Here is a 17,606-nt window from a genome sequence, read left to right on the forward strand (position 1 = left end):
CATTGCAAAATATATTTACTCTGACGTTTGGTTTAACTTTTGCTTATTTTATTACTGGGTTTTTCAGTAATTCGCTGCTCGCTATTGATGGTTATGCTGTGGCTTCGTGGCCACCATCAGGCATTGCCCTTGCAGGGTTTTTATTGTGCGGGCGACGCGCCTTAGTTGGGGTTTTGCTCGGTGCTTTACTCACCAATATGATTCATCTCGATCGTGTTGCTGATATTCTGCATTGGCAGGTTTTCTTACAAGCTTTAGCTGTATCTTTTGCAGCCGTTTTGCAGGCCTGGGTAGGCTGCTATTGCATCGTTAAAATAATTAAAGCTCCGCTAGACTTATCCTCTTTAAAACACAGTGTACAAAGCTTGATCATTGCAGGGCCTGTTTGCTGTGTGATTGCTGCAGCGATAGGCACTAGCTTATTGGTGTCCAATAATATAATACCGGTACATACCGCTTTTGATAACTTTGTGGCGTGGTGGATTGGCGACAGTATTGGGGTGTTAATTTTTACACCGTTAATATTGGCGGCTTTTAATTACGAGCAGATGCGCCATCGCTTACAAGTAATTTTACCTTCAATCCTTATTTATGTCGTTATAAGTATTAGCTTTTATGCTGCGGCAAGTGTGAAAAAAGACAAAGATATTCAAAAGCAAGAAGCAAAAGTAGCTGAAGTGCGGTTGGAAATAAATCATAAATTAGATGAGGTATCGGCGCATTTAGCTCTGCTTTCTACTTTTTTTGCCAGTAGTGATGAAGTCAGTTACGCTGAATTTAAGCGTTTTACTACAACTCAACTTAATTACAGCAATGAAGTACTTGCCCTAGAATGGGTGCCAAATGTACCGTTATCAACGGTTGCTCAATACCAACAACAAATTCGTCTAGAAGGCTTTAATGAATTTTATATAAAAGAGCAATCACCCCAGCAACAGTGGCAGAGTGTGACTAAACGGGACAGTTATTACCCTGTACAGTATGTACATCCGATGCTGGGTAATGAAGAGGTAGTAGGTTTTGATTTAGCCTCAAATGCGCAAATCCGTGATGTGATGATGATGTCAAAAGCATTAAATGAGTTGATTATCAGCGAGCCGATGAAGCTTGTACAAAGTAACAATGATGATACTGGGGTATTGTTTTTCTTTCCGGTTTTTGGTGACTTAGATATGCAAGGTGATTTTAGGGGCTTTGTGATTGGCGTTATTAACTTAGCGCGCTTGGCTGATACTTTGCAGGTTAATCATCGTAGTCAAATAAGTATGCACTTCTACGATGTGACTGATGCGCAGCAGCGACAACTAATCTACCGCGCATCTCGCACCGATAGTGAACTGCTGAGTGAATACCAGTTAGTTATCGGGCAGCGAATTTGGCAAGTTCAGCTATTTGAACCAACAACACAAACGTCATGGATAATGTATTGGTTTGCACAAATATTAGGGATGTTATTTGTTTGGTTACTGATCACTTTTTTAATCTCAGTGACCGGCACCAATATTCAGGTGCGCGAGCAAGTTGCTCAACAAACACGAGTGTTGCGTCAAGAAAAACAAAAAGCAGATGAAGCAAGTCAAATCAAAAGCCAGTTTTTAGCGAATATGAGTCACGAAGTACGTACTCCGATCAATGGCATTAAAGGTCTGCATTATTTAGCGTTGCAACAGCAAGATTGGCAACAAGCCCGCCATTATATTGAACAAGCTGATGGTGCACTGAGTGTGTTGCTGCGAGTATTAAATGATGTACTCGATTTCTCTAAAATGGAAGCTGGCAAACTCGATTTAATACAAGAGCCTATTGCGTTAAATCAGCTTATTGATGAATTAGTTAATTTGGTGAAATTTGACGTTGATATAAAGTCGCTGAAATTAATATTAGAACTCGATAACAACGCGGATCTTCAGCTAGATAGCGACCCAATACGTTTAAAGCAAGTCTTGTTGAATTTATTAAATAATGCGATTAAGTTTACCGCTACAGGCACAATCACACTCAAAGTATGGCAGCAGCAAGACGTCACTTACTTTAGTGTCAGTGATACTGGTATTGGTATTAGCCAAGTAGCTCAACAGCAACTTTTTCAACCGTTTGCACAAGCCGATAGCTCTACCTCGCGACAGTTCGGCGGTACAGGTTTGGGGTTAAGTATTTGCAAAAAATTGGTTGAATTGATGGGAGGAAATATTAGTTTAGTAAGCGAGGAAGGACAAGGTTCAACTTTCACTTTTACCTTACCACGTATCTCGCCTCTCACTAAAGCCGAGCAATTAGAGCCTCTCTTTGCTGAGATTGACACGAGTACTTTATCGCTTGCTGAATTTAAGATCCTATTGGTGGAAGATAATCCGCTAAACCAACATGTTGCTACCGCTATATTAAAAACCAAAGGGTGTATTGCTGATGTTGCCAGTGACGGTTTTGAAGCCATTGAGAAGGTCTCTGAAACCCGTTATGATTTAGTGCTTATGGATATTCAAATGCCTAATATGGATGGTTTGCAAGCCACTAAAGTGATTCGTGATGAGCTATTTATACATCAGCTTCCTATTATTGCTCTGTCAGCAAATGCTCATGATGATGATGTTAAAAAAGCTCTCGCAGCTGGTATGGATGGCTATTTAACAAAACCAATCGATGCCGAAAAGCTATTTAAAACCATATGGCATTACCTACAACAGAGTACTGATTAATTTTTAGTACTTTTATCGATCGGGGCTGACAAATGACCTCAATAATACAAACAAAATGATCTAAACTTGAATTACCGATTTAAGTGCGTATGATCCGCGCAAATTAACTGAACTGAGTGCTAATTATGATCAATAAAAAACTCCCTTTGCTAGATATCCATCGCCATTTAGATGGTAATGTCCGCGCGCAAACTATTCTTGATTTAGGTCGTCAGTTCAATATTAAGCTGCCTGCTGATAATGTTGCAGACTTAATACCGCATGTGCAAGTTATCGATCCTGAGCCTAACTTAATGGCCTTTTTACAAAAGCTTGACTGGGGCGTCACGGTATTGGGTGATTACGATGCGTGTCGGCGTATTGCTATCGAAAATATTGAAGATGCGCAAGCACAAGGTCTTGATTATGTAGAGCTGCGTTTTAGCCCTTACTACATGGCACAAAGCCAAGGCTTACATCCACAAGGTGTGGTTGAAGCTGTAGTTGATGGTATTAAAAGTGCGACTCAAAGTAGCACGGTTAAAGCTAACCTGATTGGTATATTATCACGTACTTATGGCACTAAAGTTTGCCAGCAAGAGTTAGATGCCTTACTCGTGTTTAAAAATGATTTAGTTGCAGTGGACTTAGCTGGTGATGAAATTGGCTTTCCGGGCGAGTTATTTGTCGATCACTTTAAGCAAGTACGTGATGCTTACCTTAGCGCAACGATTCACGCCGGTGAAGCTCTGGGAGCTGCCAGTATTTGGCAAGCAATCAATGAGCTAGGTGCTGAGCGTATTGGCCATGGTGTCAAAGCTATTGAAGATGCCAAGCTAATGGACTACCTACGTGATAAACGCATAGGTATTGAATCGTGCCTAACTAGTAACGTGCAAACCAGCACAGTAGCCAGTTTAGATGTGCATCCACTGAAGCGCTTCTTAGATCATGGTATTTTAGCGTGTATTAATACCGATGATCCCGCAGTGGAAGGCATCGAAATTGAACATGAATACATGGTTGCAGGACCTGCTGCAGGCCTTACTCAGGCTGATATGGAAAAAGCCCAAGCCAATGCACTTGATATTGCATACTTGAGTGATGCTGAAAAACAGCAACTAAAGCAAGCAGTCGCTGCTCGATAGTTACGATGCACAAGCCATTAAATTATGCGCCTAATGCTCACGTTGGCAGCTTAGGTAGTTATCAAACATGGCTTTAAGAATATCACTACGGCCTATCATGCCTATGACCGTAGTGCCTTCTACAACAGGGTAGTTTTTCGGCTTACCGGTTTTCATTTGCTCTGCAAGTTCCATTATGTTGGTGTCGCCGTTGACGGTTACAACCTCGGTTTGCATCAGTTGTGAAACCTTAACCACACCGTCACAAAAATAACTATTTTGCATTAACGGTTTTAGCAGTTCTTGCTCAGAAATAAAGCCCACTAAACATTTATTATCATCAAACACTGGCGCTCCCAGTAGTTTGAATTTTTGTAGTTCTGCAATTGCTGTGGTCATCTCGGTTTCAGGGGTTATATGCGGTAACTTGCGCTGCATAAAATCTTTTACTTTGGTGTTTAACATTTGGGTCTCTCCCAATTAATGAGTTATTCAAAGTATGGTTAAGGATTGGCCGTTTGTGAAATTGTTTATGTTGATTGCGCTGATAGGTAACAACAATCACAGCTAAATTTAATTATGAGCCAGACCATCAGAGTGAGTTTGGTATTTGGCTTTCACTAACTCCATATAATGCGCTAAGCTTTTTTGTGAATTAGTATCAAATGCCTTGGCGAGTGGAATAATGCTTTGAATACGATCTAAGCGAAACTCTCGGTAGTCACTGCGCAACTGACAATAAGCGATAAGAGTCCACTTTGCGCCCCAATATACCAGTCCTAAAGGGTCGACAATACGCTGAGTTGGTCGTTGATTAACATCTAGATAATGAAATTCAATGCAGGTTTTATTAGTGATGGCTTTACGAAGTATCAAAGTGGTCGTTTGGTGGCTTTTATCGTGATGAAATGCAGAGACTAAATACGGCAGCTCTGCAACGCGTTGCTTTAACTTGTTAGGCAACACAGCATTAATTTTAGTCATTGCAGCTTGGGCATTCGCCGCTAACTGTGGATCAGTCCAAGCGCTGACCATTTTACTACCTAACAACAGTGCTTGTAGCTCCTCAAGAGTAAACATCATCGGTGGTAGGTCGTAATCGGTAATTAAATAGCCAGTGCCTGCCTCACCTTCAACGGGCACGCCCGAGCTCTGTAAGTGCTGAATATCGCGATAAATTGTTCGCTGAGATACCTGTAATTTATTGGCAAGTTCGTTTGCAGTGATCGCAAAGCGGCGACTCTTAAGTATGTTTACTAATTGAAATAGCCGCTCTGATTTGTGCATTGGTTATCCTTGTTTTCAAAAATACAGTGTTAGCTTTGTTGGCAAGCTGTTTGGCTAAGCACTTCAAAACGCTCCAGCTTTATCGATTCTTTTGTAATGAGAGAAGTGTACTGTTGGCAAATAGCATTATCAAAAAATGTATCACGCAGTTTTTGGGCATCAGCAACCGTAGCAAAATAAATGATACTACTATATTGCTGGGTATCGGCTTGTTTAGCAAGGGAGCGGTAAAGTACGCCTGATTGGTTATCAATATAACGCTGAAAATCATTATTAGCGATATGGAACTGCGCTAAATTTGTATCAGTCTTTAGTTTGAAATTTACAACTTCGATTAAATTTGTGGTCATCATAGTTCTCCTTGTTTAAGAAGAGCTAAGTAAATCATAGCGGGCTGTCAGGGAGTGTCAGTAACCAGCTTACGGATAAAAATTAAGCTGGTTACTCTGGTTATACTATTTTATAAATGCAAATGCATCGGCGTACATGTTTTCGCGAATTGCACCATGTGCTAGGAAATCATCGCGGACAATACCTATCATGTCAAAACGCCCTGCCATGTAAATATCATATGGGGCAAGCGATACGATATCGTTCATCACCGCTTTATGTACGTAGCCTGTGTGGCCTGTCCAGCTAGCTGTTGGGTTTTCAACTACTGGTATAAAGGTAAAGTTTTCACGGCTATCGGCCCATGTTTGCATTTCAGTATGCGCATACAAGGCTGACTCTTCACGCACACCCCAATAGAACAATACCGGACGCTCACAACCGATTTCACTTAAATGATCAGCTATAGATTTTGCGTATGAAAACCCAGTGCCGCCAGCGAGTAAAATAATTGGGCGTTCGCATTGGAGACGCAACTGTGAAATGCCTAAGCCGGCTTCAATCAACACCTGAGTTTTCTCAGCATGGGCTTGGCGAAGATGCTCTAAAGTTTGCATTGCATATGAATCAACTGCAGATGCGCCAATATGGAGTTCTAGCTCATCAGACTGCGAAGGGCGGCTGGCAATTGAAAACGCGCGCTTGTCTTTTTCGCCAAGCACTACTTGCAAATATTGGCCAGCTTCAAAGGTGACGCTTTCAACAGGTTTTAAAATTACTTTGTGAACAAATTCAGTGAGTGGGCTGATAGCGACAACTTCAGCGTGTAATGTTTGCATGTTTTACCTTAAATTAGCGGATACGCACTTTATTTGAACAATAATAACATATCCGCATAGTGAGTTTATAGCCTCTAAAAGAGCTGTTAAAGAATATCTAAGCTTTGCCAGATTTCATCGACGCGATCTTTAGTCGCTTGATCCATCACAATGGGTTCGCCCCACTCACGAGTGGTTTCGCCGGGCCATTTATTAGTGGCATCCATACCCATTTTTGAACCAAGACCTGAAACCGGTGATGCAAAGTCTAAATAATCAATCGGAGTGTTTTCAATTAGAGTAGTGTCGCGGGCGGGATCCATACGTGTAGTAATCGCCCAGATCACGTCATTCCAATCACGTGCGTTAACGTCATCATCACAGACAATGACAAACTTTGTGTACATAAACTGACGCAAGAACGACCATACCCCCATCATCACGCGCTTGGCATGACCTGGATATTGTTTTTTCATTGTCACTATCGCCATACGATATGAACAGCCTTCTGGCGGTAGATAAAAATCGACTATCTCAGGAAATTGCTTTTGTAAAATAGGTACGAAGACTTCATTGAGTGCGACCCCTAAAATTGCCGGCTCATCTGGTGGACGACCAGTAAAAGTGCTGTGATAAATAGGATCTTTACGATGTGTCATGTGGGTCACGGTCATAACAGGGAAGTTATCAACCTCATTGTAATAACCCGTGTGATCGCCATAAGGGCCTTCAGGTGCCATTTCGCCCGGCATTATATAGCCTTCAAGAACTATTTCAGCACTGGCAGGAACTTGTAAATCATTGGAGATCGACTTAACTACTTCTGTTTTGCTACCACGTAGCAAGCCGGCAAAGGCGTATTCACTCAAGGTATCTGGCACTGGCGTGACGGCACCTAGGATTGTCGCCGGATCAGCACCCAATGCTACCGATACCGGATAAGGTTGGCCTGGGTTTTCTTTACACCATTCTTGAAAATCGAGAGCACCGCCACGGTGTGATAACCAGCGCATAATGATTTTATTTTTACCGAGTAATTGTTGGCGGTAAATACCTAAGTTTTGGCGTTTTTTGAAAGGTCCTTTGGTGACGGTTAAACCCCAAGTGATTAATGGAGCCACATCACCAGGCCAGCAGTGTTGAATTGGCAGCTTAGTTAAATCAACATCATCGCCTTCTAGAATAACTTGCTGACAAGGCGCTTTTTTAACTTCTTTGGCAGGCATATTTAATACTTGCTTAAACACTGGAATTTGGCTAAATGCTTCTCTAATGCCTTTTGGTGGCTCTGGCTCTTTTAAAAATGCCAGCAACTTACCGACTTCCCGTAGTTCGCTAACGTGTTCTTTACCCATTCCCATGGCAACACGCTCTGGTGTACCAAATAAGTTAGCTAGTACGGGGATATCATAACCTTTAGGGTTTTCAAACAATAAAGCGGGTCCCTTAGCACGTAGTGTGCGGTCGGCAATTTCGGTCATTTCAAGATAAGGATCAACTTCTTGGTGAATACGCTTCAGTTCACCTTTTTTTTCTAATAAATCGATAAAATCACGTAGATCTTTGTATTTCATTGTGGGCCGCTTTAAAGCTTAAAAGACTGTTGGCATTATACTTAAATAAAGACGTTAAGCGAATTAATGAGGTGTTTTTAGAGCGCATTTAAGCGATCATTTTTGTTACATTATAAGGTGAGTAAGCTATAGTTTAGGACAAATGTTTGAAATGAGTTTTTGATTAATGGGTGGGCTTATCGTAAAAACATTTATCAAGGCTGTTCTTCTTTGCTGTGTAATTACCTTTGTAGATCAAGTAAGTGCTAAGCAATCATTAAATTCCGCGCTCAATGTGCCGCTTTTTAATGAGCACAGTGCCGTGATGTTAGTGGTAGAACCGCAAACGGGTGAAATTAAATTTGCTAATAAAGCAGCGGCAGCATTTTATGGTTACAGTATTGCGCAATTGCAAACAATGCGTATCCAGCAAATTAATATATTTACTGAGCAACAAGTTGCACAGGAACGCCAAGCTGCTCTGAGTAAAGGGCAAAACTATTTTGTTTTCAAACACCGATTAGCGAGCGGTGAAACACGTACCGTTAGCGTTTATTCAGCCCCATTTACAATTGAAAATAAAGATTTTTTATTTTCTGTCATACATGATATTTCATCTCAACGTAACCTTGAAAAAGCGCTTTGGCATTATCAAGAAAATCTTGAACAATTGGTTGCCATTCAAACTAATGAAATAGAACAAAAACGCACCGATCAATTGCTGTTAGCGCTAATATCTATTTCTGTACTGATAATACTGCTAGCGACTTTAACTTGGTTAGTTTTGCGATTACGCCGAGCTAAAAAATCGGCGCAAAAAGACAGTGCGACGCTAAAAGCGATTTTCAATAGTATTGATGATCTGCTCGTTTACACGGATGCCGAGCATAGGGTCATTACAGCTAATACTGCGGCTGTGCAAAAGTTAACGGCAGGCGAGCCACTGAAGGATAAAAATATTTACTCATTTACTGAGTGTTCGAAAGGAGTAGTTGGGGTTGATAGTGAGTGTCAATTTCACGGAGCTAAAGAGGTATTTTGGGGAGAGGCACGAGTAACCGCAGTTATCGACGAAAAAAATAGCAAAATTGGTGAAATACATTTAATTCGTGATATCACTTTAAAATTAAAAGCACGTCAACAACAACGACTCGCGAGCACGGTATTTTCAACAACTAATGAAGGTATTTTAGTTTCTAATCGTGATAATGAAATTCAAGCTGTAAATAAAGCCTTCACACAGATCACCGGTTATCAAGAACAAGATGTGCTTGGTAAATCACCTGCAATATTAAATTCGGGCCATCATAAACCATCGTTTTTTAAAGTGTTATATCGACGTTTAAATGAGGCTGGGCACTGGGAAGGTGAAATATGGAACCGCCGCAAAGATGGTAGTATTTACCCGAGCTGGGTCAATATTTCGGTAGTATTTGACGAGGAAAAAGACATTGAAGTTTATGTTGCCTTATTTAATGACATTTCTTTACGCAAAGAAAATGAACAGGAAATGTGGCTACAAACTAATTTTGATACCTTAACGGGTTTGGCAAATCGCTATCATTATAATAGCAAGCTAGATCAAGAAATGATCCGTGCGACAGCTGATAATAAGCGTTTGGCAATTTGTTTTATTGATTTAGATCGGTTTAAAAGCGTTAACGATACCTTAGGGCATAATAGTGGTGATTTACTATTACTTGAGGCTGCCAAAAGGCTTAAAGCATGTATGCGCAGCTCTGACGTAGTTGCCCGTTTAGGTGGCGATGAGTTTGCGCTATTACTGCCAGGGATCAATAAGTTAGCAGATATTGAGCGACTAGCTACAAAAGCTCTGCTGGCGCTTAGTTCTTCATTTAAAATTGGTGAGCAAGATGTATTTGTATCCGGCAGTATGGGGATCACTATTTTCCCCGACGATGGCAGCGATCGAAAAATATTACTACGTAATGCTGATAGCGCTATGTACAAAGCTAAAGCGCAAGGGCGAAACTGCTTTGAGTTCTTTACCAGTGGCTTGCATGAACAAGCGACTGCTCGCAGTAGGCTCGAAAATGCTCTTCATAAAGCGCTTAGTAATAACGAGTTTACCGTTTATTTTCAGCCAATTATTAGCCACGATAAAAAAACGGTCGGCTGTGAAGCATTATTGCGATGGCATAGTGCGGAGCTTGGCGATGTTTCGCCGGCACAATTCATTCCTGTATGTGAAGAGTTAGGATTAATCATTCCAATAGGTGAGTGGGTACTCAGAGAAGCATGCCGCGAAGCTGCTAAGTGGTGTGGTTGTTTCGGTGATCAGTTTTTTGTTACGGTAAATATGTCTAGCGTGCAATTTATTCGCCAAGATATTGAAGCGTTAGTTAAAAGTGTTCTACAGGAAACGCAGTTATCAGCTCAGTGTTTAACCCTTGAAATTACAGAAACGCTACTTGCTGATAATAGCTCAAATATTTTGCAGCAGTTGCAAGCATTACGCGCAACCGGCGTGGGTTTAGCAATTGATGACTTTGGCACCGGTTACTCATCGTTGAGTTATTTAAAGCGTTTTCCGCTGAGTAAGTTAAAAATAGATCGGGAGTTTATAAAAGACTTACCGGATGATCTTGAAGATTGTGCGATGGTTAGTGCAATAATTTCAATGGCTAGTAACCTACAGCTCAAAGTTGTTGCCGAAGGAGTTGAAACCTTTGCACAGCTGGCTTTTTTAAACGCTCTAAATTGTGATTATATTCAAGGTTTTTTATACAGCAAACCACTGCCAGCGGCACTATTTGATAAATACATTAGGGAGTTTATCGCGGAGCAAAATAATAAATAAGTTGCTACACGCCACTGCAACGTTATTTCTGTGGCGTGTATTTATCATTATCACAATAGCTGCAGATGGGTTTTATATTCAGAGTTAGAACTTAAATCTTTCTACTGTGCTGGTTAATGAGTGAGCGAGTTGGTTAACGTCTTCACTTTGATTGGCGAGTGACTTTGCATGTTCGGCATTCGTTTGTGCTTGCACCGTTACTTGCGCCATAATCTGTTTTATCTCATTGCTGTTATCAAGCTGGTGATGTGATGAACTAGCAATTTGCATACTCATTTGGTTAATTGTCACTAAAGTACTTTTTATTTTATCCACCGCTTGGTTTAATTCACTACTATTTGCTACACATTCTTTTGCTTGTTGTTGCCCATCGTTAATTTCATGATGAGCAGTATTGGCCTGATGTTGCAGTGTTTGGATCATTGTATGTATTTCGCTAGTCGAGTTTTGCGTTCGTGCAGCTAAAGAGCGAACTTCATCTGCCACAACAGCAAAGCCTCGGCCATTTTCTCCTGCACGGGCAGCTTCAATAGCAGCGTTTAGCGCAAGTAAATTAGTTTGTTCAGCAATACTGCTAATTGTATCCACGATTGCGCCAATTAATTGTGTGTGTTGGGTTAGCTCATTAGTACTTTGTACAGCTTGATCAAGCCGAGTCAGTAACGCTGCAATACGCTGGCTGTTACGATCAGCAATCTGATTTACATCATTGGCAAACTGCGAAGCGTTAGCAACTTCATTAGAGGTGTTATCAGCTCGTTCACAGACCGCTTGGGAATTACTATGCATGCTATGCGCCACCGAGTCGGCCTCTGCAATACGATCTAATTGCTGCTGTGCTGCTTCGGTCATATGTTGGCCTTGTGCACTGGTTTGAATTGCTGATTGATCTAAGGTGTGGGCGTTATCACTTATCGCACTTAGTAATGTACTTAGATCATCGCTTAATTGATTGATATTGTTTAAAAGTACACCAAATTCATCATCATTATGGGGCTTTGTACGTTTCGATAAATCCCCAGAAGCGATACGTGATAGTGCTTTATTTACAGCATTGAGTGGTTTTAACATTGCTTTGGTGGTTAAAAAGCAGATCAAGGCTGCAAACGAAATAAGCACTAAACTTATAATAATCGCGAGTCGCGAACCTGTAGTGATCACCGACTGAGCATCCGCCTGCAAGGTATCAAAGCGTTTATCGGCTAAATGATTTAACTCAATAATGAGCTGCTCGGTAAGTTGAAACTGTTGCTGGAATGCAGCAAAGGCTTGCTCGGTCGCAACTTTGCTGGTCAAAAGAGTACTTTGTTGCTGGTACAGTGTTGCCAACTGTTGATTAATTAAGCTGAGAAGGTCTTTTAGGTTGCTGAAATTTGTTTGATTTTTTAACTCACTCGCTTGCTGTTGTAGGTATGTAAAATTAGATTGGATATTGTCTAATAAAAAAGCGGTATCTTGTTGGTGTTCTGTGAGTGTTTGTAGGGAACTAATGTGGTTGATGCTCTTAACATTATTGCCTAAGGTGAATAGTAAGTCGTCAATGCGGGTCGCGGTACCAACAATAGCGGCTAATAACGATTGTTGCTCCGGTGTTACTTCGATTAGTTCTAAATCAAGTAAGCCACTACTTAAGTCAGCAAGATTATTAGCGTAATCATTTGCTAATGAGGTAACCTGAGTTGCTGCTGTTAGGCCTTGTTGTTTGGTGTTAAACATTGTTGCGCTAGTGGTACTAAATTGCTGATAGCGTTGTGTTATTTTCGATAGTAATTGCAGCATTTTCGGTTGGTCGTGTAGCTGAGAGCTTAATTCTTCTAGCTTGGTTTTAAATAAAGCTTGTTCTTCATGAGTTCTCTGTTGCTGCTGTTGCAAACTGGCTTTACTTGTTTGGCTGTATGCAACGGCATTAAATTTGGTGATTGATAACAGCGATAACCGCAAGGCATGACTTTGCTGTTGTACCGGTACAGCTAAAGTTTCTATATCCGAAGTGGCGTGATTAATTTGTCCTAATGACCAGTAAAAAAAACTACTGCTGGCGAGCATTAAAAAACCAATTGTGGCAAAGGCAAAAATTAGTTTCGTTTTAATAGCAATAGCGTGCATAGTGAACCCGTAAATACTTAATTATTTATGAGTGTAGCAGTATTTTTATAAATTATAAGTTTGGCGAGCGATTGTATTACTCTAAATTACAATGATATTTGTTGCCATCAATTATCAACATTGCTTCATTCCCTTTGGTCCAAAACAGCACATCTTCATTGGTATATTTTACGCCCGAGGCACTGATTTGTTTGGTCAGCGAATGATCTACTTGATTGTAATTTAGCGTGGCACTTTCTTCATCATTACTGGTAATAACGGCGCTTAGCTGGCTATCGCATGAGAAAGACTGACTATTTAATTGTTCTGTGCATGCACTGAGGCTAATAACACCGAGTGCAATTAATAGGGTTTTATACATTAACAAGTACCTTGGCTAAATGTGTTGAGCAACTAGCATAGCAAACGAAAATTAACCTTTGGTGAAAATACTCGTTTAGGCTATGTTGATTATTATAAATTTTTTAACTGCAAAGGAAATGAGATGGCAGGTACTAACCTATTGACATTATTGGACGATATCACCACTTTATTAGATGATATTGCCACTATGAGTAAAGTCGCCACGAAGAAAACGGCGGGTGTATTAGGGGATGATTTAGCTTTAAACGCGCAACAAGTGACAGGAGTCACTGCCGATCGTGAGCTACCGGTCGTGTGGGCGGTAGCGAAAGGCTCATTTTTAAATAAAGCTATTTTAGTTCCTGCAGCGTTATTAATAAGTGTTTGGCTGCCTTGGCTTATTACACCTTTATTGATGGTTGGTGGATTATTTTTGTGTTTTGAAGGTGCAGAAAAGTTAGTTGAAAAGTTATTACCAGCTACGAAAAATGATGATGTAGATGCTGTCGAAAATTTAGATTTAGTTGAGTACGAAAAACAAAAAGTAAAAGGGGCTATTCGAACCGACTTTATTTTATCGGCAGAAATAATAGTTATCACTCTAGGCACCGTGGCGGGTGCAAGTTTACTAAATCAAGCGCTAGTCTTAAGTGTTATTGCGGTGATCATGACCATAGGCGTTTATGGGTTAGTGGCAGGGATTGTAAAACTCGATGATGCTGGTTTGTATTTGCTTAACCAAGCACAGCAAACAGGAAACCGTTTTAAAGCATTATTAGGTAAAGGTTTATTAGCCGCAGCACCACGTTTAATGGCGTTTTTAGCATTTGCAGGTACGGTAGCGATGTTTTTAGTGGGTGGAGGAATTTTAGTGCATGGTATTAGTGTGATGCATCATTGGCAAACCGCTGTTGCTGAGTTTGCACTGGCAAACTTAGGTACGCTGGGAGAGATTATTGCGCCTTTACTGTTCGATGGTTTATTAGGTGTATTAGCCGGTGCGATTGCTGTGTTAGTTCATCATGGAATTGTCAGCATGAAAGCAAAAAAGCCAGCAAAGTAAATTTGCTGGCAATGAATTAGCAAGGGAATGCTATGAAAGTTATTTGCTTGAATTAATTAGTGTTCATGTTTTGATTCAGCAGCTATACCTAACCAGGTAATTTGATTAGGGATAAAATCAAGGTTAAGAATAGTTTTAGTCGTTTGCTCATGGGTGTCGATACTTAATACTGTTTGGTTGTTTGCATCACTGATATATAAAGTATCGTCGGCCGCTGAGGCCGCGAGTGCATAGTTACCAGCTGGGTTTTCGAGTACTTTAAAGCGTGCGCTGACTTGCCAATCATCTTCAGCATGTAGCACTGACAAGAAACCATCACTTTCAAGTACATAAAACTCGCCGGTAATCCTATCCAGTGCACTTGCTAATACGGTATTTTCAGTATTTTGTTGCCATGCAAGCTGTGTCATTTCAGCTGATGCTGGGTCGATGGTGTAAAAAAGCTTACTTTGTGCAATACCTAAAAATAGTTCGCTGTGTTCACTCGCTTTAATTGTGCCAATACGCGTACCTTCAGCAAAGTTGTTGAGATTAGCTACTTTGGCTGCGTTAAACACATTATCTTTTTCAGTTATAACTAATACACCATCGCTACAGCCAAAAGCGATATGCTGGTGATTTTGCGCACTGCCATGTAGTGCAGGGCAATCCACTGCAAACCGCTGTTCTTGATGAAAGTGATCACCATGAATATGCAGTTGTTCAACATAATTTGGCAGCACGCTAGTTATATCTTCGCTGCGATAAGTTGTGATTACCGATTCACCGCGAATTTGCGCTGTACCATGCATGGCATTGTTAAAGCTATGTGCTGCTAACGTTTTCCCAGCAGCAAGTGATTCATCACTTAATAACACAAAGCTTGCAGGGATCCCTGCATCAAGATCGCCATCAAAAAACAGTGCAGCTTGCTGTCCACTAACATCAAAGTGGGTTGGTTTACTATCGTTAAAGATTAAATCATGCAGCTCGGGTTGCTGTTCATAACTATGTTGGTGATCACCATGATCTTCTGTAAATAATCCACCGTCAATGAACTCAACATAATTTTCTGCTCGCTGGATCAATACTGCATAACGGAAATTAGGACTGGCATATAGACCACTTATTACGTTGCTGGTATTAAAGGTCTCCAGCAACGAGTTGTTGTCAGCGTTAAAAACAGATACGTTAGCAATATCAGCATGGCTAATCGCTAATCGCCCTTTTGCAGTGATTTCAGTGTGGTCATGGTCATCTTTCTGCTCAGCATTTTTATCTACAAGATCATCAATTTCACTGTTACAGGCACACAGTACAGCAACCATAGAGGCAATTAAGCAAGTTTTAAAGTTAGGTAAAATCATAAACAGTCCGGTGTTTTGTTATAATATATCGGTAATGTTATAATGTAACCTTAATAAAGTAAATAAGTACTCTTCGTTCTTTACTTACGTATTTGGATGGATATCTATTTAAAACCTTATTGGGTACAATTGTAGCAATTATAAAAATATAAATTTAAAAGAATGTTGTATGAGCAAAATGATGCAGTTGATTGTTGTTATTACTTTGTGTGTTGTCAGCTTCATGAGTGATGCAAATCAATCAGCTCCAGCAGTCGATGACTTCAGCCGCAGCAGTGAATATAGCCAAGTTAAAATCTCTCCTAATGGGAGCTACCTTGCAGTAATTATGCAACCTGAAGGTAAAAAAGTGCTGGTTATTTTAGATGCTAAAAAATTTACAATTCACCACGCTATTAATTTTGAGAGCAATGCCCAAGTTGGTGCTTATCATTGGGTAAGTGATGATCGGGTTGTAGTTGCAAAAGAATACTTACACGGCTGGCAAGATCACCCTGAATATTATGGTGAATTATATGGCGTGAATGCTGATGGCTCAAAAGCTAAGTACTTAGTTGGCTATCTTGGCGAAATGCAAACTGGCTCTCATATCAAAAAAGCCACACCACTTTATGGCACCTCTTATTTGCTGGATCCTTTAATCCACGATGAAGATAAAATGCTTATAGTGACTTACCCGTGGACATCAAGTAGTGAACCGCACACGGTTGTTTATGAGGTTGATATTTTTTCAGGGAAGCGTCGTAAAGTTACGCGCTCCCCGTCACGTATGGCCAACTTTTTGACCGACCATGAAGGAAATGTCAGAGTGGCTGTTTCCAGTGATGATTATATTAAGTCTACAATACATACCCGTGAAAAGTCAGGTGGAGATTGGCAAGCACTTGATTTAGGTGATTTGACTTACAGTGATGTGGAGTTGCACGCTTTTGATAGTAGTGGTGATGCTGTCTATATCACAGCATCAATAAGTGGTGAAGCTCAAGGCTTATATAAATTGAATCTAAAAACCAGAGCAGTTGATTTAATTCATAAAGAAGAGAAAGTCTCACCAAAGTAAATATGGGTCGATGAAGCATCAAAAGAGCTATTTGCGATTGAAACCGAACTAGGTTATCCAACTTATGCTTTTGTCGATGGGCAATCAGATAAAAGCATGCGTTTAAAATCATTAATCTCCGCTTTACCTGGTGACCAAGTGCAACTCGTTAGCAGTACTGAAGATGGCGACACTAATATTATTTATGCCTCTAATGATCGTAACCCTGGACAATATTATTTATTCGATGCCAAAAGTAATAACTTACGATTTTTGTTTGCATCCCGTCGTTGGATTGATGCAGAACAAATGGCGCAGACCAAGCCTGTAAGTTATACCAGTCGAGATGGTTTAACTATTTATGGCTACTTAACAGTACCGAATAATACCATAGAAAAAAACTTACCTTTAGTGGTTATGCCACATGGTGGTCCACATGGCCCGCGCGATTGGTGGGGATTCGACCTTGATGCACAGTTGCTTGCAAGCCGTGGTATGGCCGTACTAAAAGTTAATTTTAGAGGTTCAGGTGGTTTTGGCCGTAACTTTGAGCATGCTGGGCATCGAAAATGGGGAGCTGAAATTCAATTTGATATTATAGATGGTGTGAAGTATTTAGTTGAGCAGGGTACAGTTAATAAAAACAATATCTGCATTATGGGCGCGAGCTTTGGTGGATACTCAGCGTTACAAAGTGCGATTTTAGAACCTGATATGTTTAAGTGTGCGATTGGCGTTGTTGGCGTTTATGATTTGCCCTTAATGTTTAAAGAAGGGGATGTTGCGGAGCGCGATAGTGGCCAACGTTATTTACAGAATGTATTGGGTACAGATGAAGCGCAACTAAAGGCTTTTTCACCTAGCTATAATATTGATAAGTTAAAGGCTCCAGTGCTGATAGTGCATGGTGGTGAAGATCAGCGTGCACCGATTGAGCAAGCCGAATCACTGATTGCGGCTCTTAAAAAAGCTAAACATCCTTATATATATGAACTGCTTAAAGATGAAGGGCATGGTTTTTATAAGCAAGAACATCGCACTCGTTATTATCAACAAGTGCTGACCTTTTTAGACCAACACTTAACAATGTAACAGTCGT

12 protein-coding genes and 1 pseudogene are annotated in these 17,606 nt (G+C 40.5%); 5 read left to right on the forward strand and 8 right to left on the reverse strand.

All coding sequences use genetic code 11. The features are described from left to right. The first annotated feature begins 2 nt into the window (after positions 1 to 2). Together H5187_RS02520 and add are read left to right on the forward strand one after the other, a co-directional pair. Complete coding sequence (locus tag H5187_RS02520) at positions 3 to 2,696, forward strand: CHASE domain-containing protein (RefSeq protein ID WP_182797511.1); 2,694 nt, start codon at positions 3 to 5, stop codon at positions 2,694 to 2,696. 125 nt (positions 2,697 to 2,821) lie between these two features. Further along, a complete protein-coding gene (gene add, locus H5187_RS02525) occupies positions 2,822 to 3,823 on the forward strand; it encodes an adenosine deaminase (protein WP_182717469.1) in 1,002 nt (333 codons plus the stop codon). A gap of 30 nt (positions 3,824 to 3,853) precedes the next feature. Here the strand turns inward: add and H5187_RS02530 are convergent, their stop codons facing one another. The 5 genes from H5187_RS02530 to ubiD form a co-directional block, all read right to left on the reverse strand. Further along, a complete protein-coding gene (locus tag H5187_RS02530) occupies positions 3,854 to 4,267 on the reverse strand; it encodes a CBS domain-containing protein (protein ID WP_149982176.1) in 414 nt (137 codons plus the stop codon). Positions 4,268 to 4,375: 108 nt separating this feature from the next. After that, positions 4,376 to 5,089 carry a YafY family protein gene (locus H5187_RS02535; RefSeq protein ID WP_145239926.1) on the reverse strand — a complete coding sequence of 238 codons (714 nt, stop codon included), beginning with the start codon at positions 5,087 to 5,089 and terminating at the stop codon, positions 4,376 to 4,378. Positions 5,090 to 5,118: 29 nt separating this feature from the next. Then, a complete protein-coding gene (locus tag H5187_RS02540; protein WP_259398450.1) occupies positions 5,119 to 5,442 on the reverse strand; it encodes a hypothetical protein in 324 nt (107 codons plus the stop codon). Between the two features lie 102 nt (positions 5,443 to 5,544). After that, entirely contained in the window at positions 5,545 to 6,258 is a 714-nt protein-coding gene (gene fre / locus H5187_RS02545) for an NAD(P)H-flavin reductase (RefSeq protein WP_182739433.1), read from the reverse strand. Between the two features lie 86 nt (positions 6,259 to 6,344). After that, complete coding sequence (ubiD, locus tag H5187_RS02550) at positions 6,345 to 7,811, reverse strand: 4-hydroxy-3-polyprenylbenzoate decarboxylase (protein WP_145239922.1); 1,467 nt, start codon at positions 7,809 to 7,811, stop codon at positions 6,345 to 6,347. A gap of 166 nt (positions 7,812 to 7,977) precedes the next feature. Here ubiD and H5187_RS02555 point away from each other — a divergent pair, with 166 nt between their 5' ends. Beyond that, positions 7,978 to 10,611 carry an EAL domain-containing protein gene (locus H5187_RS02555; protein WP_182797512.1) on the forward strand — a complete coding sequence of 878 codons (2,634 nt, stop codon included), beginning with the start codon at positions 7,978 to 7,980 and terminating at the stop codon, positions 10,609 to 10,611. An 84-nt stretch (positions 10,612 to 10,695) separates the two neighbouring features. Here H5187_RS02555 and H5187_RS02560 read toward each other — a convergent pair whose 3' ends face one another. Next, entirely contained in the window at positions 10,696 to 12,717 is a 2,022-nt protein-coding gene (locus H5187_RS02560; RefSeq protein ID WP_182797513.1) for a methyl-accepting chemotaxis protein, read from the reverse strand. Between the two features lie 76 nt (positions 12,718 to 12,793). Then, on the reverse strand, positions 12,794 to 13,078 hold the full coding sequence (locus tag H5187_RS02565; protein ID WP_182717466.1) for an MliC family protein: 285 nt from the start codon (positions 13,076 to 13,078) through the stop codon (positions 12,794 to 12,796). A gap of 123 nt (positions 13,079 to 13,201) precedes the next feature. Here H5187_RS02565 and H5187_RS02570 point away from each other — a divergent pair, with 123 nt between their 5' ends. Further along, complete coding sequence (locus tag H5187_RS02570; RefSeq protein WP_182797514.1) at positions 13,202 to 14,122, forward strand: DUF808 domain-containing protein; 921 nt, start codon at positions 13,202 to 13,204, stop codon at positions 14,120 to 14,122. Between the two features lie 56 nt (positions 14,123 to 14,178). Here the strand turns inward: H5187_RS02570 and H5187_RS02575 are convergent, their stop codons facing one another. Then, on the reverse strand, positions 14,179 to 15,468 hold the full coding sequence (locus H5187_RS02575; RefSeq protein ID WP_182783409.1) for a hypothetical protein: 1,290 nt from the start codon (positions 15,466 to 15,468) through the stop codon (positions 14,179 to 14,181). A 181-nt stretch (positions 15,469 to 15,649) separates the two neighbouring features. On the opposite strand from H5187_RS02575, the pseudogene H5187_RS25160 reads away from it, so the two are divergent. Then, positions 15,650 to 17,599, forward strand: a pseudogene (locus tag H5187_RS25160) (alpha/beta hydrolase family protein). Positions 17,600 to 17,606 lie beyond the last annotated feature (7 nt).

This window comes from Pseudoalteromonas sp. SG44-1 (assembly GCF_014164315.1).
Lineage (GTDB): Bacteria > Pseudomonadota > Gammaproteobacteria > Enterobacterales > Alteromonadaceae > Pseudoalteromonas > Pseudoalteromonas rhizosphaerae.

Bases quoted from the DNA above. Each gene is read 5' to 3' on its own strand.
- add (WP_182717469.1), top strand. From the start codon at position 2,822: ATGATCAATAAAAAACTCCCTTTGCTAGATATCCATCGCCATTTAGAT.
- H5187_RS02535 (WP_145239926.1), bottom strand. From the start codon at position 5,089: ATGCACAAATCAGAGCGGCTATTTCAATTAGTAAACATACTTAAGAGT.
- H5187_RS02555 (WP_182797512.1), top strand. From the start codon at position 7,978: ATGGGTGGGCTTATCGTAAAAACATTTATCAAGGCTGTTCTTCTTTGC.
- H5187_RS02565 (WP_182717466.1), bottom strand. From the start codon at position 13,078: ATGTATAAAACCCTATTAATTGCACTCGGTGTTATTAGCCTCAGTGCA.
- ubiD (WP_145239922.1), bottom strand. From the start codon at position 7,811: ATGAAATACAAAGATCTACGTGATTTTATCGATTTATTAGAAAAAAAA.
- fre (WP_182739433.1), bottom strand. From the start codon at position 6,258: ATGCAAACATTACACGCTGAAGTTGTCGCTATCAGCCCACTCACTGAA.
- H5187_RS02570 (WP_182797514.1), top strand. From the start codon at position 13,202: ATGGCAGGTACTAACCTATTGACATTATTGGACGATATCACCACTTTA.
- H5187_RS02540 (WP_259398450.1), bottom strand. From the start codon at position 5,442: ATGATGACCACAAATTTAATCGAAGTTGTAAATTTCAAACTAAAGACT.
- H5187_RS02530 (WP_149982176.1), bottom strand. From the start codon at position 4,267: ATGTTAAACACCAAAGTAAAAGATTTTATGCAGCGCAAGTTACCGCAT.
- H5187_RS02560 (WP_182797513.1), bottom strand. From the start codon at position 12,717: ATGCACGCTATTGCTATTAAAACGAAACTAATTTTTGCCTTTGCCACA.
- H5187_RS02575 (WP_182783409.1), bottom strand. From the start codon at position 15,468: ATGATTTTACCTAACTTTAAAACTTGCTTAATTGCCTCTATGGTTGCT.